Origin of the sequence: Mobilitalea sibirica (assembly GCF_015999265.1) — a bacterium.
GTDB classification, from domain to species: Bacteria; Bacillota; Clostridia; order Lachnospirales; family Lachnospiraceae; genus Mobilitalea; species Mobilitalea sibirica.
Genome location: NZ_JAEAGR010000005.1, coordinates 173,496 through 189,840, shown reverse-complemented (window position 1 = coordinate 189,840; position 16,345 = coordinate 173,496). Strand labels below are relative to the sequence as shown.

Here is a 16,345-nt window from a genome sequence, read left to right as displayed (position 1 = left end):
AAGTTCATTCGTTTTAATATCAATTATTACCACGGTAGTGATAAGAATTATTACGAATACAAATGCATAATGATAAAGCTTCAGTTCTATTCGCTCCTTTCCATACCTAATTACCTACCATTCTCTCGAACATATCCTCCATAGCTAAAATCTATATACTTCTCATCAAGACCTCTAAATATATTCGTTAATAATCGTCTACCCCAGCTTGCACTTTTATTCTCTAAGGATAAAAGGAGATAATCCCGGTCCGTAAAATAATAAGTTCCACTCCCTTCATACAATTCTTTCAGTATTTCATACGTATATCTTTTATCTATGTATTCCATAACGTTTCCTGTAAATATAGGTATTTTTGACTGACAAAATGGACAACCGGGATTCGAGTCATCCGGATGTAGCTCATAGTAACGACCACATTCAGAGCAGAAAACGATATTTCTTTTTGTTGTTACATACAAATGCGTATAATGGCCTTTATAACTAAGCGTAACATTCTGTGAACCCACATAATATTCATCTAAATTGTCTACATAGTCCGAATAAACATATTCCGTTCGTCCATCTAAGTAGGTTGCTAATAAAGTAACACCATTATCCGGGAGGGTTGTCCCTCGATAAATAGTAATTCTGCCTGTATCAGGAATTACTACGGTCAGATTCGATAACCATGCCCGACAATATGGACATCCGGGGTCCCTCTCATCTGTATTTAAGTTATATAAATGTCCATGATCACATTCTTTATTTCTTGGTATAACATTTACAGTTATAGTAGCTTCTTTTGAATATGTTGTTCCATCAATTGAATAGGAATAGGTTATTGTAACCGGTCTATTCTCTACTACCGATGATGTTACATAGGTAGTATTGCAAAGAACTGTTTTGGTAGAACCATCCATATAAGTTGCCTTTGCAGTTGTAATTAATGGGTCATTTGTATATACGGTTTGTGTAGGATGTGTTGGTGTTAGCTCTGTTACTTTTTCATTACAATTCGGGGATACTTCCGTATCTCCATTATAATATTTTCCCTCTTCTTTACCACAGGAATATACATAATATCCTGAACAAGTGCAATTCCCTGAATACCCAGAGGAGTATTCGAACGTCCCACAACTGCCACTACACGAAGTTTGTGAATACTGAAAATATACTCCACATTCGGCACACACATCAACGGATGAATAATAGGAGATATATCCGTTACATCCGCTATGACGTTCGGAAGAAGACTGACTTTCTACATGCTTCCAGGTAGAATAATATGTGCTATCACAGCTTGAATTATGTGTATGTTTCGTTCCGTTATAACAATCATCCGCATGAATATGTCCCGGGAGTGCCGGTGTATCTTCAGCATCCTCCATTACACTTTCATTGGTTTCGGTGTTAAGATTGCCATTAAAAACTGGATCCTCTACATGTGGTACGTTGGTTGTAACAGAACGATAATGATATGTATTTGTGCCGGTATAGGCTGCATCCTGTTCATCTATAACCTCTTCCGGTGTTCGAAAGCGGTATTCCGGTTCATAAATTAACTGTCTGTGCTCCAAGGAAACATCATATAATAACCCTGTTTTTGATAGCTGGTTAACGTATTCATCATACATTTCCTTGGTAACATAGCCTTTACTCCTTATCTCATCAACGAACTGGGATGCCTCCTTTTCTACTACTGTTTGAACAATTGCGTCCTGTTTTTGTCCAAAAAAGAGTAACGGAAATAAAAAGATAAGTATAATTACTATGGCTAGATCAACAATATGTTCAAAATCATCCACTATATTACCTCCCCTCCAAAGGTATATTTTTTCTCAGGGGTTCCCACTCCGCCTTTAAAAAACATCTGACTGATTCTATGTCGAAGCGATGTTTTACGTGGTGTTACCGTAACGGTTAGCAGATCTCCTTCTTTCATATAATAAATACCTTCTTCGTATAAGGTTGCAATAATATCCGATGTATATGTTACATCAATCAACAGAATAGCATTGTTCATAGTTGTAGATATGTCGCAGTGGGGACATCCCTGATCCGTTCCATCATGATTAAGATAGTATACATGTCCATTGGAGCAGGTTACGCGAAGCGGGTTGTCAAGGACTTCGATGTCAAGTGTCGTTGTATGTTCTTTATAACGGACTGTGATTTTTTGCATTCCTATCCTTTCCGAATCATAGCCCCCAGCCGTCCATCCAGTATAGGTAATCTCTCTATGTGTATCCTGATAGATGAGTACTATTTGTAAAGCAAGGGTTGATCTGTATGGAATGCTAATACCACCATTTCGAAGTGATGCTTCTATTCCTACTATGGTATGGTAACATACCGGGCATCCTTCGGGGTGTTCTCTATAGCTATACTCCAAACCGCAATACGAGCACAATAACCTTCCTTCTTCTAAAACAGTGACATAGATATGGTCCATCGTATTCTTATAATAGATAGCGACATGAAATGTTCCTGTACGATCTGCTAAAAAGTTTGTGCTCCAATCTGTTACCTGCTCTGTATGTCCATCTCGGAATGTAGCCGTCACCATTATGTTCAATGGTTGATGTTTATCAATTGTTATATATTCCGGTATTGCTTCTATGCTGATTACTTCTGTTTTACAATATGAACATCCGGGATCTGTTCCGTCATCATTAAGAGCATACACTTTACTACAGATAGGACAGGTTAGCACATTATCTTTAACATCCACCATGATATATGCTTTATGTCCTAAATAGGTAATGGTTACTTCCTGAGGCTCTGCTATTTCCGGACGGAAATTACTTGTCCATCCGGAAACTATAGAGGTGTTTCCGGATTTATAAACAGCCTCCACCGTTATAGGTAAGCTATCGCCTTTATTCAAAGTAACGTAGTCCGGTTTTACAGTAATGCCGATAATTGTGGAACTACATACAGAGCATCCGAGATCTCTGTCTTGATTGTCTAAATAATAAACCGTTCCACAGGTAGAACATGTCTTTTTCAAATTCGTTACCGTTACAGTAGCTGTAGCTGTTTTCGTTATATTACCTTCACTGTATGAAACAGTTATCGACTGTTGCCCTATCGTATTCTTATTAAATCCCGTGACCGTATAGCCAGTTACCAATTTACTCGTGTTATTACTATAATAAGCTCTTACCGTAAATGATGGATTAGAGTATCTAGTAATGCTCTGAGTAGGCGGTGTAATAGTTATACTTGTTAGAGATGCATTCGAATTAACTGTTACTTGTACGTTGCAGGTTCTGGTTCCAGTTGTTCTTGCATTACCAACCAAGCCGGAATAAGTTAGAGTTACATTTTGTAATCCTAATTTGTTCGGATTATAATTACTTGTACAATTAATAACCTCGGTATGTCCATCCAAATATGTAGCCGTCGCTGTTGTAACAATACTTTCCCCTTGTTTTACTGTCTGATTACGATTTGTTGCTGTTATCCCAGTGACTACTAAATGGCACTTAGGATCTTCATCATTGATATTTAATAAATAATGAACTGAGTTTGATGGGTTAATGGTTTTTCTTCTATAAAACTGAACAAATGTAGAACCCATATCTTTAATATAAGAAGTCTCGTATAATTTAGCTACTTTTAAACTTGCTATCTCTGTTTTATCCTTGATGTGATTAAGTAACACTCGATCATCTACAACACTATTAGGGATCATACCTGAACTTTTCATCTCATTAATTATTTGTTGAACTATATTAGATGCATTTATTCCTTCTACTATAATGTCATTATTACAACTATTTGAAGTAGAATTTCGTACATAATACAAATGTAAAACCTCTTTATTACAGGTACTACATTTATATGAATTTACTTCTATAAAAGGGAATGCCTCACTTGTCACCAGTGAATGGGTTATTGTATTCACATATCTTAAAGTTTTACCGTTACAGGCTTGGGGAAAACAATTATATAAGGCATTTGGCATATAATCACTCGGTGTTCCTTGGTATACAACCCCTCCATAAATATATAGAGCATTTGCCGGCTCATTAAAAATAGGATAATTTGTATATATCTCATCATAGCTTGTTGTATTAAAAAATTTTTGATTATTTGAGGCTATAGCTAGATATGTGTCCTGTGCTCTTCTATCCCCGGAATTCGTATTAGGTATATATGCCCTTATAAGCTCTAATCCGATAGATGTACTACGAAGTGCAATACGTGGAGCTTGTATGGAATAGCTTACACTACTACTATAACTATATTCTGCACGAAAGACCTCTTTTCCACAGCTAGAACATGTCCAAATATACTTTGTTCCATACCATTGTTCTGTACTTGGTACTAAAGGGGCTCCATTACAGCATCGATACCCCAATTGGCATCTACTGGCTATGTGATTATGTCCTTCATAACAGTCTGCTGTATGAACATGTCCATATTGGTTACAGATAGGATTTGTGTCATTTGGTAATTGGCATTGTGGAGGTTGTACAATATTGATCCAATTCCTATCAGACCAATAACTACCTACAAAATTAAGTTGAGGATAATTTTTATAAAGCGTCTTTGCATTCCGTGGCAAATTAGGAATATTCTGAAACAAAGTATATACATTACTATATCCACTATCTTCCCCTTGGAAATCATGATCAATATAGTAGTTAGTCTTTTGTAGCACGTAATCATTTGCGTATGTACTCCAACGAACAGTATATAAAAAATAATTCGTATTATTATCAAAATAATCTACAGTAAACATAAATATTTTTTTACCACAAGTAGCACAATTAAATGAATATTCCATATCATGTACAGGGCCATGATTTGTAGAAAACACCAGAGCTCCATCATGACAAACATAACCAATGGTACATCCACTTGCTTCATGATTGTGTCCAACATAACAATTTTCTGTATGTGTGTGCGTGGAAAAAGAAGTAATTTCATTATCCTTAGTTCCATTATTATGGATGCAATCTTCCGTATGTATATGAATGTTATTAATTGTTTTATCTATGAACGATGTTTTTTGTGGTTCTACTTCTGGTATATTATCTTCTAATGTTTTAACTGCTATTTCTTTCCCTGATACAGGATGACCTATTTCTATTGATACATCATAGAGATCACCTATCTTATCCAGCTTATAGGTAAATTCCTCATACATTTTTTTTGTAATATATCCTTGATGCCTGGCGGTTTCGGTAAAATCTGTTGCACTGGCTTTCATAATGCTGTCCATATTTTCTAACTGCGACCTAGCAATGTACTGTAAGGGAAACAATAGGATTAAAATGACTGCCAGTATGATAGCTACATATCTTCCTACCACATCCATCTTTTACTACCTTCCTTTATCCTGGGATAATTATATCTTTAATTAATCTGTAACAAAAATCTGCTTCCCCAATGTTAGAATAATTTTGGGTTATCCTATCTAATTCAAACCGGACTTTTTCTATGTTAATATCCGATTTGTCTTTATAAAGTTCATATGCCATACGTACTCTAGTAATATGAAAGTCTGCTTTTTTATTACTTAATACTGGTTTTAATATATGATATAAATCCTCGATTACTGAGGATCTCTTTCCTATTTTAATATTAATAAACAACGTTTCTAATAAAACCGTTTCTTTCAGCATTCTGCTTAACCTGTCCAAATATGGATCAAATTCTTTTAAACAATCCTCTGCGTTCTCCCACTGTCTCAGGTCCATAAGGTAATAGCACTCATTTAGTTTATGCCACCCAATAATAGCATTTGAAAGATCTGCTCCTTTCGGTACTTTCATCATATCGTTTGGGAAATTTTTATAGGTATACCCTGTTATCATGTAAGGCAGAATTGACATTTGAATGAAACCACATATTTTAGCTAACGGATCTTTTCTAAGGTAGAAAAAATTGGTTGCATCATTGTTTATTTTCCCTTTCGTATTAGGTATTCCATTGATTAATGCATATCCTAATCCATAAAAAGTCCCTAACAATAAACTAAACCTGATTGAAATACTTATATCAAATGAACTAAATGCCAGTATTAGCATCATGGCAGACATTATGATATTAAGAATAATCCCACCCATCATATAGAAGCCGTATCGATAGTTAATATTTATGAAACCATCTAGGCAATCCGACGCTTCCTGTAACACTGGAAAAGACGCTCCGGCTGGTCTCATAAGACATTGACCTGCGGATCCGGGTAGGCTATGTCTTTTTATGATGATTTTCCCTTCTCTCTTAATTAAGGTTATACTTCCTATGCGAATAAATATAAACTGAAAGCCGGTCAGCAAACCAAAGATACAGTGACCGACTTCATGTATAACAAGTTGAACAGATGCCATGATAGGTATAGAAATTATACATATGAGAGAAAAAACCATATAATTATGCAATGCATTTGGCTCGCCAAAACTATTGAGAAATAATTCATAGAAATGAATCATATGATACATTTATCAACTCCTTCCTAGTTACCCGTGTACTCCATACATATAATATTTCCAATCGCATCCCGTTGATATGATTTTATATAGTTTACTTCTCTGATGTTATAATCAATGATTTTCTCTTCATTATGTTCTACCAACAGTATTAGCACACCATCAATGCTAAGATTATAATCTAGGGGCTGTAATAAGGTTGCAATCAATTCTCCATGAGTGACAAATTCCTTCTCTTTCGTAAAGTATTGCTGATATAAATTATCATTCTTTATTATTTCTCTTGTTGTAGCAAGAGTTTTATGATAGTTCATTGCCATTACAAACATTAAAAATATACCTATGCAAAAAATCAGAGTTCCTAATGCCACGTAGAGTAACTTATTGATATTCTCCATGCGATACCTTTCGTTTTATATAACCGCTTCAATATATGACGATTATGTTTTTATTATATTTGTATAAAATTGATTCCCACTATAACATCATTGGCATTCTTGATAACTTCACCTGTAAAAACTGCTGTCGGTTTTATATACATTGCGTTAGAAAAGTTTCTAATATCTGAGATATAAACTCCGTTTGTATATGTATTTTCTGCTAAGGATGTCTTTACTAATACATATACCGGTGCAGTTTCTGTTACAGAGTAATCTCCCAGATATTTTTTGATAAAATTAACAACATCACTTCCATAAACTTCAGTTTTATCATATTTTTTTATATCACTATCCTTTAGATCACTATTTATCTCAGCCATACTAGAAATCGCACTACCACTAATCTCCTTCGCAGTTTCTGCTGCCTGAAAACCTAAAGTCACAAGTATACAGGTAATGAATACCGTAGCTGCAAAGATTAATATTTTTACCGCTTCCGTTATATGATTTATTTTCATCTGCTTACCCTTCTTTACCTATTATTATTATAAATATTTCAAATACAATGTTTATGGTTTTTGCTCAAACCAGATACAAATGATATTATTGTTTTCATCACGTTTTATTGACCCTTGAAATTCGGCAGATTTATTAATATAAGAACCAAGGGCCTTGTTAGTCGTTATTGTCTTCGTCCCTTCCCCTGATAACTCACTTGTTGTAAAATCAAAGCTATAATTATAGTCTGTCCTAGATCCATCCAAGGTTCTAACTACAATCGATAGATATTCTTGCTTGTCAACTATCTTGTTAATTAGATTGACTAATTCACTGCCCAAGATTGTACAGTTATCATATACTGTTATGTCAATACTGCTATACTCTGCACTCATGGTATTGATTTGGCTTGTACCTGCATTAACTGATGATTTCCCTTCCTTAGCTAGCTTAAATCCGACTGCAACCAGAACACATACAACGATTATTGACGCAGCAAAAATGAGTATCTTACCAATGTCTGATATGTTATTAAATTTCATACGACCACCTTGTATTCATCTAAAGATTAATCCTGTTGTACAAACTCGATACAAATAACATTATTATTATTGTCTTTGTATACGGTTCCTAAGAACTGTGCGCTAGGATTGATGTAATTAGCGTTTCCTTTGTCATTTTGTACTAAGTTGTTCTTCGTAGACTGCTCTGTAAGTGTACTGGAATTCGTAGTAGCTGAAGGATAATTAAATGTGTAATTATAATGTACTCCGGATGTAGCGTTGCTTTTTGTCTTAACGATTATTGCCAGGTACTCCTTTTTCTCCATTGTCTTGCTAATCATACTAACCAACTCACTACCCAAGATTGTACTTCCGTTATAGATGGATTTGTTTACATCCTGATATTCGGAGGACATTTCATTAAGCTGACTGGTTCCTGAACTTACAATGGATTTTCCTTCATTGGCCGTTTTGAATCCGATTGCGACTAATACACAAACCACAATAATTGTTGCTGCAAAGATTAAAATCTTAGCTGCATCTGATAAAAAGTTAATTTTCATTGTTCTAATTCCTTTCATAATATATTTTTTTAATAGAATCAATTTATCGTTTGATTAAAATGCCTTTGAAAAATCCAATTCATTTTTATTTTTTTCTTCATTTGATACGGCCGGATATAAGAAATATGCCATATAGCAATATAACCCTTCCGATTAGATTAAAACCCTACCGTTGACAGACTTTCTTTAAAGCCCTGCAATTCATTTAAGCTGGCTATCAGTAGTGGCATCAGTAGATATATGGTAACCAAGACTGCCGGAACAAAGGAAAGCGGTTTCGCAATATCTGCTCTTTTTTGAACAGATATCTCATTCTCCTGTTTTCTCTTGTCATGAAGATTTTCCCTGTCAGAAGCAATTTCACTAAATGCCTTATCGATTGCTATAGTATCACAGCGTATCAGGTTGTCCACCAACCTACGAAACGGCCCATAGCTTTCTTTCTCCCTCATTCTTATCAAGGCCTCGATATCTCCGCTGTTATAATCATTAATGCATTCCTGCAAAGACGATTTAAAGACAAAGGCAAATAACTCCATCTGCTCTAACAGATCTTTTACGGTTAGATGCTCAATATACATCATCATATAAATAATCGAATTAAATTGATTTACCTCATCCTCCATAGCAATTCTAAGTATCTTTTTCTTATATAAAACCATCCAAAATGGAATATAATAAGCAATAACAGAAAGACCAATACATACAGCAAATTCATACCACTGAAGATTTTCTCTTTGATATCTTTCAATCCTATCCACAATCTCCTTTGCTATTTTCTCGTGGTATAAGGTGTTATAATGAGGTTTCTCCTTTATCAGCTCATCCTTTATGTAACTCTCTGTTACGTTCTCATTCTTATATATATTTACATACAAAAGAATCGTATCTGAAATCTGATCTGTTTGGTTATGATAGGTAGAGGAAGCAAACATTTCAATATTATTCACAGCCTCGGTTATATTCTGACGATTTCGATGATGCATATAAAAAACCATCCCTAAGGCTAATACAAAGGTCATAACAAATATAACCATTCTTTTTAGTAACAGTTGTCTGGGGGATATCGTATCACCTACTCTCTTTAAAGTATCCCTAAGAAGAAGCATTTTGCCATAATTTTTATCTGTATAATTCGTCAAAGCTTTTCTAATAATCTGTAATTGTTCTAATTTCTTTAGATACCTATACATCTTAGGAATTGGATATCTTATATTTTTTAGGTGATTCACCAGTAGATAAACTGTCATAGACGATAAGATAATGACCCCAATGAAAATAATTCCGCCTCGTCCATGATAAAAATCCTTCAACTCCGGAACCAAAGATATCCCAAACCTTTGGATAGCATCAATCGGTAAACACACTGCGACCGTCACAAATACGGTACCAGTAAAAACATACTTAAGTTTCTTAAGCTTAAGTATTTCAATGTTTATTTCCCTTAACAGATGCCTAAGATTAGCTGTAAATAATAATTGTCCGTTAACCTTTTTATCGTTATATTCAATCACACTGATACACAGAGATAAAAACATCTTTAGATATCTGTTATGTGTCGTTGTATTATACTGGATTACATCCTCTCTTAGGTTGTTTGACGTTACAATTTTGTATAAATAGTTTGCGTGAACCTTCATTTCATGGCCAAGTCCATCTATGGAGGATAAGATAGCATCATCTACCAGCCTGTTAATATGATAATTATGACTGACATCAGATATAAACATCGTCATCTGCTCCAATAGCCTTATTTCTGTATTGCCAACTATAAGGTTTATGATTTCATTATGAATTACATAAGATAGATACACTGCGATAATACTATTGTGTAGACTTGGTTTTAGAAAATACAAAAGAATGATTTCAGCTATACATACTGTCCACGTTATACAGACTGCTTTCATTGTCCTAATTGCAATTGCTCTAGGATCCCCGGGATAAAGTACCTCATATCTTTGATCTATTCTATCTAAGTATCTGCCCGTTAGGGGGAATTTGTGAATCATGCTATAAAGACGATACCATGGACTACCTTTGGAAGATTTCATAAATATAACTGCACCAATATTTACTTTTCTTTTATCTTTGCGGTCTATCGATTGAACAAGAAACCAGACAATCGGAAGTACCATACTAAGACTGATAATCATAACCAGTAGTAACTGTATATTCATAATATTAATAAATGATGCCGTCAATCGTTACATCATTTTACTATCCTCCTATGTTATTAAAGTTATGAAAAGCTTCTTTTTCATATTGATTTAAATTCTTTGCTATCTTGTTCGCCAATCTATCACTAAATGAGTTCATCCTTATGTATCTACCATCTTTATAAACAATAATATCCCTGGAATAAAACGTTCTCTTTCTTGACATTCGTTTTAATCCTTCTGCAATACAATCCATAGTATTCTCAGGCCACTTTTCGTCCCTTGGGTAAGGAATGATTTCTCTGATATAACTGATATATCGATGACCATCACCGGACTTTTCCCAGTGGATATCGATGTTGATTGCATTCGCCACCTGCTCTTCAGCAATGAGCTCGTTGCTAAAGGTACCTTCACTTAAAATAGCGTTTCGAAAATAATCTACTAAGTCTTCTGTTGAAACACAATGGCAGGTACACATGGTTGCTTTTGTTCCGGCCTGAGTCAGAGTTATAAATGCAGCGGCAAGATCGTTACTGGCTACTTCTCCTAATATCATAATACTGGCATCGGTTTTCTTCTGAATGTTAATTGCGTTTATAATACTTACTTCTTCAGATGCTCTAAAACTAATGACATTTATTTTGGGATATGCATGATTTAACCATAATTCAAACTCCTGTTCCGTTGTTCGTATCGGGTATTTCTGGTCTATATAGCGTATCATAGCTTTCAATGCTGTGGTTTTACCGGAGTTTTGATCCCCTGATAAAATGATATTTAAACATCCTCTTACAGCCCATTTAATCACCTCAACTACATTTTCCTTACCCTCATCACGAATTAATTCCATTAAACCCATATTTTTTGCACTGTCGAACTTACGTACGAAAAAAGCCCAGTGTGTCGATAACTTTGGACGGACGACTACTACACGACTCCCATCCTGCAAATAAGTAAGTTTGTATCCATTCGTGGAGGTAAGGTGCCCTACATTATCATAGCTATATAGATTTTTACACACTCTTATTAATTCACTCAGACTTCCAAATCTAAGAAATGACATACGTATTGCTTTACCGTGAAGAAAAATCCATAGACTGTCATAAGCATGATGTTGACCTGTAACCTCATGCAAAAACACTTCTTCTAGGTAGTTATATTGTTCTGTAGTAATTCCTGAAACACCACCGGATATTCCATCTATATTCATATCTCTTAACTCATCGGCAATCGAAAAGCCATATGATCCCTGATATACTCTTTGAGTGACAATATTCAATTTGTCTAAATAGCATAAAGGTTTAGCATACAATTCATAAGCGAGATGAACATCCTGATCGGTAATTTCATAATACGTACCATATGCATTCTTCTTTGGTTTTTCAAAACCGCACAGAGCACTCAATTGATGAAATGCTTGGAGACTATATTCTTTTTTCATGATATAAAGTAATATCTCAAATTTATCTTGTGCTGTCATAAACGAAGGTGCATGAAAAGGTATGATCCTGTCGATGGTATTTTCGTTTATATTAAGATTACTTTGCAGTAGGTCTTTCATATAATCCTTAACATATTCTTTTTCTCCGATTTTCCCCTGAGCACAGCAACGAAGTGCAGTAATCAGTCTTGCTTTTTGTTGTTCCCGCTTTTTCGTCTCCTTTCGATTGAGATATAGTTGTGCAATATTCTGATTTATTATTTCATTGAAAAGATTACGCACCCCCTGTATTAAATATGAAATCGAATAGATATCCTCCTGTTTCGTATCCTCCTCCGGTTCAGGATCTTTCTTAAAGATAAAGTAAATTATTATGATACCAACCAAAATCATCACTGTTATGATAATTATATTTCCATATGAAAAAGCCATCTTCCTTACACCCTCTCATGTTCCTTTCACTGTATTCCTGCCTGCTTAAGTATCTTATCAGCAGCATTTATCGACTTAACCATGAAAAATCCATTATGGTCAGATCTTCGAATTTGATGATTCTCTTTTATAAATTCAATTATCTTTCCATCACACTGGGCATCATGATACATAGTATTATAAGGAATAGCTCCTGAATTTTGGGGAGTAATGTACTTACGATATCGTCTTCGAATATTGTAGATATTGTATTTAGAATTGCAGTCATAATTTCCGAATAAATAGAATGTTTTACTAGAGATTAAATGATAATAGGTATCAAAAAAATAATCGATAAAGCCCATGTTCTGACTTAGGTTAACTACTGTCAAATCAGAATCTGCTATCACCTTCAATGAAAGAGGATGATTACCTGAATTAAGATCAATAAATACAATGCCCATATGTTTTTCTATTGTTCTTATTAAATTTATAAATATTGTTTCCATTTCATCTTCAAAGGTATCTCTATTACTCTTACAAGTCCCCGGTAATAAGTGAATGCCGGTACCCGGAAGGGATATACAGCAATCTTCAATTGATTCTTGTTTTAGTTTAGAAGCTTTATAATTACGGATTAAGGAATCTAATCCTATGTCACGAAAATAATCGGTGGTTTTGGCATTCTTTGAGTTGCTCCCTATTAACGGTGCCTCCATATTATTAAAATTGAAGTGTGTTTGTGTCAAAAGGCATTCTTTGTTATAAACCATACCGGCAATTAAAGCAGTAACTAATATGTTACTTGTAGTTCCTGCCTGTCCATGGACCGGTGACCAATAGGATATTTTCAATCCTTCACACTCCTTTCCTTGCCTTATGTAAGGCACATTTAATGTGTTTATATTCTAACTGAGGATGCATATTTTTTACTTCATTCATCAGATATTTCTTCATCTGTCCTGTTATCTTCTTTAAACAAGGTAGATAGCTATGATGACATAACAGACTGCTTATTTCATCCCTTTCATCCATAAACAGATAGTCAATCTGGTTATTATGGATCAACGGATCAATTTTCTCAGATATTATTTCAAGATCAATAAATGAAGATATAATATCTTTCACAAGCAATGACCTTACCACACTCTTACCAATATAATCCTTATGTCTGAGTTTTAGTAATCTCTCATGATTATACCTATATAGATTCGTTACATAAATGATACGGTTGCAGTAATGGATATCTTGGAATTGCCTGGTATAACCATAGGCTATTAAAACATCGTCATATTCTTTAATCACCTCATCTGCTACTACCATTGTAGTAAATTCGATTCCTCTGTAATGTATGATATCTGATTTACAACTAACCCCTTCCGGTTGAGGAATAGAATATGTGAGCGACAAGGTTTCTGAATGATCAATTAGTAAAACTTTCTTTCCTAACACCGATAATAGTCTGGATAAATACAGCATGACATCAAAACTATCCATACCGACATAAGCAATTATATTACTCGCCATATTCGGTATCACCATCCTTCGCAGCCGCTTCCTCTGCATAATATAAAAAATCATTACTATTCCCCAAGTCAGCTCCATGGTCATCTTTTTCATAAAGATTAGAATTATTCGCTGAAGGCTTATATATATTTGATAGAGACTCGTTATCATCTCCACCGGACGAGTTCTGCTCCTCTTCTGATGCTAGATCGGATTTATGTTTTGTGCTTGAAGAAGCACTATCTGTTTTTAAACCCTGCGTAGATGACATCTCATTGTTTGAACTATTATCATCGTCATCAGTTTCTAAATCTGGTATAGGAAGAACAGGTACATATCCTACATCCGGCATAACCTCCCATTCTACCGCAGACACATCGTTCTCCATATTCGTTGCCAATCGGTTCTCCAAAGCCTTCCTTACCTGCTTATTTAATTCCTGTGAATAACGTACGACTATATTCGGATTTTGTTCTATCAAAGATAATATTGATAGACTTGGAGTATAGGTTATAATCGATGCTTCCTGTATTCTGGGTTCAATGTATTTTGTAACATATAATCTGGAACCCGGATATAATCCGGCATCTACGATAGCAGCTGACATTCTTAGATGTTCCTCTTCATCAAGCCATAGATAACAGGTAGAGCTTTCGGGTATCAATCCTTTAACTATCTTTTTTGATAAAACCACATAGGATTCACCATTCGGATAGAATATCCTGACATCCACCGTATCATCACTGATAATATTGGAACTGATATGTATCACATTATACTCTAGTTCTCGAAATTCAGAGGATATTGTATTGGATGTAAGCATACCTTTTTGTATGTGGGTTCCGGCAGGAATATCCAAGATAGCAACTTTTCCTATTCCCTCTGAACCGATGTATGTCTCTTTCGGTTGTGATGCATAAACTGTCCTAAAATCTACATTATCCTTTGTAATGAAGTCACCAGACTTTATATCAGTTGTGGCAATAAAAACTCCTCTTTGGTTCAATTTCATATCCATATATGCTTTGTCTAACTTTGTCTGATACTCATCTCTAATCTGCCCTGTTATAACAACTGAGGTAAAAGATGCGGCACCTCCAATCACAACAATGCAGATAAGAGCAACCATAATATATTGCCTTGTTGTTCGTTTAAATCTTCTTCTTATTCTCATACCACACCTCTGATAAAGTATTTTAGTATAATAAATGTAAGCATAACCAGACAAGCCAAGATACATAGATAAGTTATAATAATCCAGAACTTAATATCATTCCTGCCCTTATACTCTCTATTCTTATACTCACTTCTTCGTTTTCTTAACCCTATATTGTTTTTATAACCAACGATATAAATCAGAACACCAAAAAGAAATGCTCCTGTTATATAAATTAGAACGCCTCTAAATAATTGTATCTGAGACACTTGCGGTTTTCATCTCCTTATGATTTGTGTGTATCAACTCTACACTGTTGATAATCAAACCTGTAGCTTTTTTTATAGACTGAATAAATCTATAATTCGTGCTTTCTTTTGAACAAGAATAATTTCTGGAAATAAACTCTACTACACTCCCATTCATCATGGAATTATAAAAATGTTCATTGTAAGGTATTTCTACGATTAATTCTGTGGGAATATTATATAACTTTGATATTCTTTTGCTGTTAAAGATGGATTGATGCGTACATTTTCCAACAATAAATACTGCTTTGGATATAAGGGATGAGTGATTATCGAAAAATTCTTCAAGATAAATTTGATTTTGACATAGATTAACAACAATAAGATCTGCTGCCTCAAGAATTGTCCTTGTACTAAGATTATTAAAGCCTGCCGTATCAATAAAACTGTGATCAGCATATTCCTCTAAGAGATGAAAAAGATGATTGGCGCTATGATTGAACTCATAATTGAATAATTCATTATGTATTACTCTGCTTTGCGGAATATAATACAGATGTTCCTGTATAATATCTCTGATATAAGATTTTAGAATACCGGATTTATTCTCTCCATGGTAGATTCTTCGAAGTAAACTTTCAATACCTCCACCTTCGTAGTAGTGAATTCCTGCCTCTCCAGTGATACCTGCCCGTGATATTCCCATGTATGCCTTGCCGAGATTATCTTGGCATAGATGATTTTCCAATGCGATAATCCTATATGGATAACGAATAACAGTAGCAACACTGACTGCTGCCAGATTCGCAGTAACTCCACACGGGTCTACACCGTTGCTCCAGAACGCAATTTTCAAATAGAATACCCCCTTATTAACTTATAGAAATCAGATTTATTATGAAGAATTATGAAATGAATAATAGAAATATAGAGACTTGATATGATTAGAATTAGATTTTTGATATTACATTTTTGATATTACTTAGATAGTTTAACCTACATTTATACTATACTTATCATAAATCAAAATACATATTTTGTAAATACTTGTCGGT

Annotated in this window: 14 protein-coding genes; all 14 read right to left on the bottom strand. The window is 34.6% G+C overall.

Translation table 11 applies throughout. From position 1 onward, the window contains the following. Positions 1–110: 110 nt before the first annotated feature. Positions 111–1,787 (bottom strand): hypothetical protein, encoded by a 1,677-nt coding sequence (locus tag I5677_RS07030; RefSeq protein ID WP_197660858.1) that lies wholly within the window; start codon positions 1,785–1,787, stop codon positions 111–113. Continuing rightward, entirely contained in the window at positions 1,787–5,311 is a 3,525-nt protein-coding gene (locus tag I5677_RS07025; RefSeq protein ID WP_197660857.1) for a bacterial Ig-like domain-containing protein, read from the bottom strand. The genes I5677_RS07030 and I5677_RS07025 overlap by 1 nt, the downstream gene beginning before the upstream one ends. 16 nt (positions 5,312–5,327) lie before the next feature. Next, positions 5,328–6,437, bottom strand: coding sequence for a hypothetical protein (locus tag I5677_RS07020; RefSeq protein WP_197660856.1), 1,110 nt, complete (start codon positions 6,435–6,437; stop codon positions 5,328–5,330). Positions 6,438–6,451: 14 nt separating this feature from the next. Then, a complete protein-coding gene (locus I5677_RS07015; RefSeq protein ID WP_197660855.1) occupies positions 6,452–6,823 on the bottom strand; it encodes a hypothetical protein in 372 nt (123 codons plus the stop codon). A 53-nt stretch (positions 6,824–6,876) separates the two neighbouring features. After that, positions 6,877–7,323, bottom strand: coding sequence for a hypothetical protein (locus I5677_RS07010; protein WP_197660854.1), 447 nt, complete (start codon positions 7,321–7,323; stop codon positions 6,877–6,879). Positions 7,324–7,374: 51 nt separating this feature from the next. Continuing rightward, the gene (locus tag I5677_RS07005) at positions 7,375–7,845 is read right to left on the bottom strand and encodes a hypothetical protein (protein ID WP_197660853.1); all 471 of its coding nucleotides are present in this window, start codon (positions 7,843–7,845) and stop codon (positions 7,375–7,377) included. Positions 7,846–7,871: 26 nt separating this feature from the next. Continuing rightward, positions 7,872–8,387 (bottom strand): hypothetical protein, encoded by a 516-nt coding sequence (locus I5677_RS07000; protein ID WP_197660852.1) that lies wholly within the window; start codon positions 8,385–8,387, stop codon positions 7,872–7,874. Positions 8,388–8,527: 140 nt separating this feature from the next. Then, the gene (locus I5677_RS06995; RefSeq protein WP_197660851.1) at positions 8,528–10,546 is read right to left on the bottom strand and encodes a hypothetical protein; all 2,019 of its coding nucleotides are present in this window, start codon (positions 10,544–10,546) and stop codon (positions 8,528–8,530) included. A gap of 40 nt (positions 10,547–10,586) precedes the next feature. Then, positions 10,587–12,401, bottom strand: coding sequence for an ATPase, T2SS/T4P/T4SS family (locus tag I5677_RS06990; protein WP_197660850.1), 1,815 nt, complete (start codon positions 12,399–12,401; stop codon positions 10,587–10,589). A gap of 26 nt (positions 12,402–12,427) precedes the next feature. Next, positions 12,428–13,234, bottom strand: a complete 807-nt coding sequence (locus tag I5677_RS06985; RefSeq protein ID WP_197660849.1) for a hypothetical protein — start codon at positions 13,232–13,234, stop codon at positions 12,428–12,430. Between the two features lie 4 nt (positions 13,235–13,238). After that, entirely contained in the window at positions 13,239–13,907 is a 669-nt protein-coding gene (locus I5677_RS06980; RefSeq protein ID WP_197660848.1) for a hypothetical protein, read from the bottom strand. Further along, the gene (locus tag I5677_RS06975; RefSeq protein ID WP_197660847.1) at positions 13,897–15,060 is read right to left on the bottom strand and encodes an SAF domain-containing protein; all 1,164 of its coding nucleotides are present in this window, start codon (positions 15,058–15,060) and stop codon (positions 13,897–13,899) included. The genes I5677_RS06980 and I5677_RS06975 overlap by 11 nt, the downstream gene beginning before the upstream one ends. Next, entirely contained in the window at positions 15,057–15,311 is a 255-nt protein-coding gene (locus tag I5677_RS06970; RefSeq protein WP_197660846.1) for a hypothetical protein, read from the bottom strand. The genes I5677_RS06975 and I5677_RS06970 overlap by 4 nt, the downstream gene beginning before the upstream one ends. Beyond that, positions 15,289–16,146 (bottom strand): hypothetical protein, encoded by an 858-nt coding sequence (locus I5677_RS06965; protein WP_197660845.1) that lies wholly within the window; start codon positions 16,144–16,146, stop codon positions 15,289–15,291. The genes I5677_RS06970 and I5677_RS06965 overlap by 23 nt, the downstream gene beginning before the upstream one ends. Positions 16,147–16,345: the final 199 nt, after the last annotated feature.

Bases quoted from the DNA above. Each gene is read 5' to 3' on its own strand.
- I5677_RS07025 (WP_197660857.1), bottom strand. From the start codon at position 5,311: ATGGATGTGGTAGGAAGATATGTAGCTATCATACTGGCAGTCATTTTA.
- I5677_RS07020 (WP_197660856.1), bottom strand. From the start codon at position 6,437: ATGTATCATATGATTCATTTCTATGAATTATTTCTCAATAGTTTTGGC.
- I5677_RS07015 (WP_197660855.1), bottom strand. From the start codon at position 6,823: ATGGAGAATATCAATAAGTTACTCTACGTGGCATTAGGAACTCTGATT.
- I5677_RS07010 (WP_197660854.1), bottom strand. From the start codon at position 7,323: ATGAAAATAAATCATATAACGGAAGCGGTAAAAATATTAATCTTTGCA.
- I5677_RS07005 (WP_197660853.1), bottom strand. From the start codon at position 7,845: ATGAAATTTAATAACATATCAGACATTGGTAAGATACTCATTTTTGCT.
- I5677_RS07000 (WP_197660852.1), bottom strand. From the start codon at position 8,387: ATGAAAGGAATTAGAACAATGAAAATTAACTTTTTATCAGATGCAGCT.
- I5677_RS06995 (WP_197660851.1), bottom strand. From the start codon at position 10,546: ATGAATATACAGTTACTACTGGTTATGATTATCAGTCTTAGTATGGTA.
- I5677_RS06990 (WP_197660850.1), bottom strand. From the start codon at position 12,401: ATGGCTTTTTCATATGGAAATATAATTATCATAACAGTGATGATTTTG.
- I5677_RS06980 (WP_197660848.1), bottom strand. From the start codon at position 13,907: ATGGCGAGTAATATAATTGCTTATGTCGGTATGGATAGTTTTGATGTC.
- I5677_RS06975 (WP_197660847.1), bottom strand. From the start codon at position 15,060: ATGAGAATAAGAAGAAGATTTAAACGAACAACAAGGCAATATATTATG.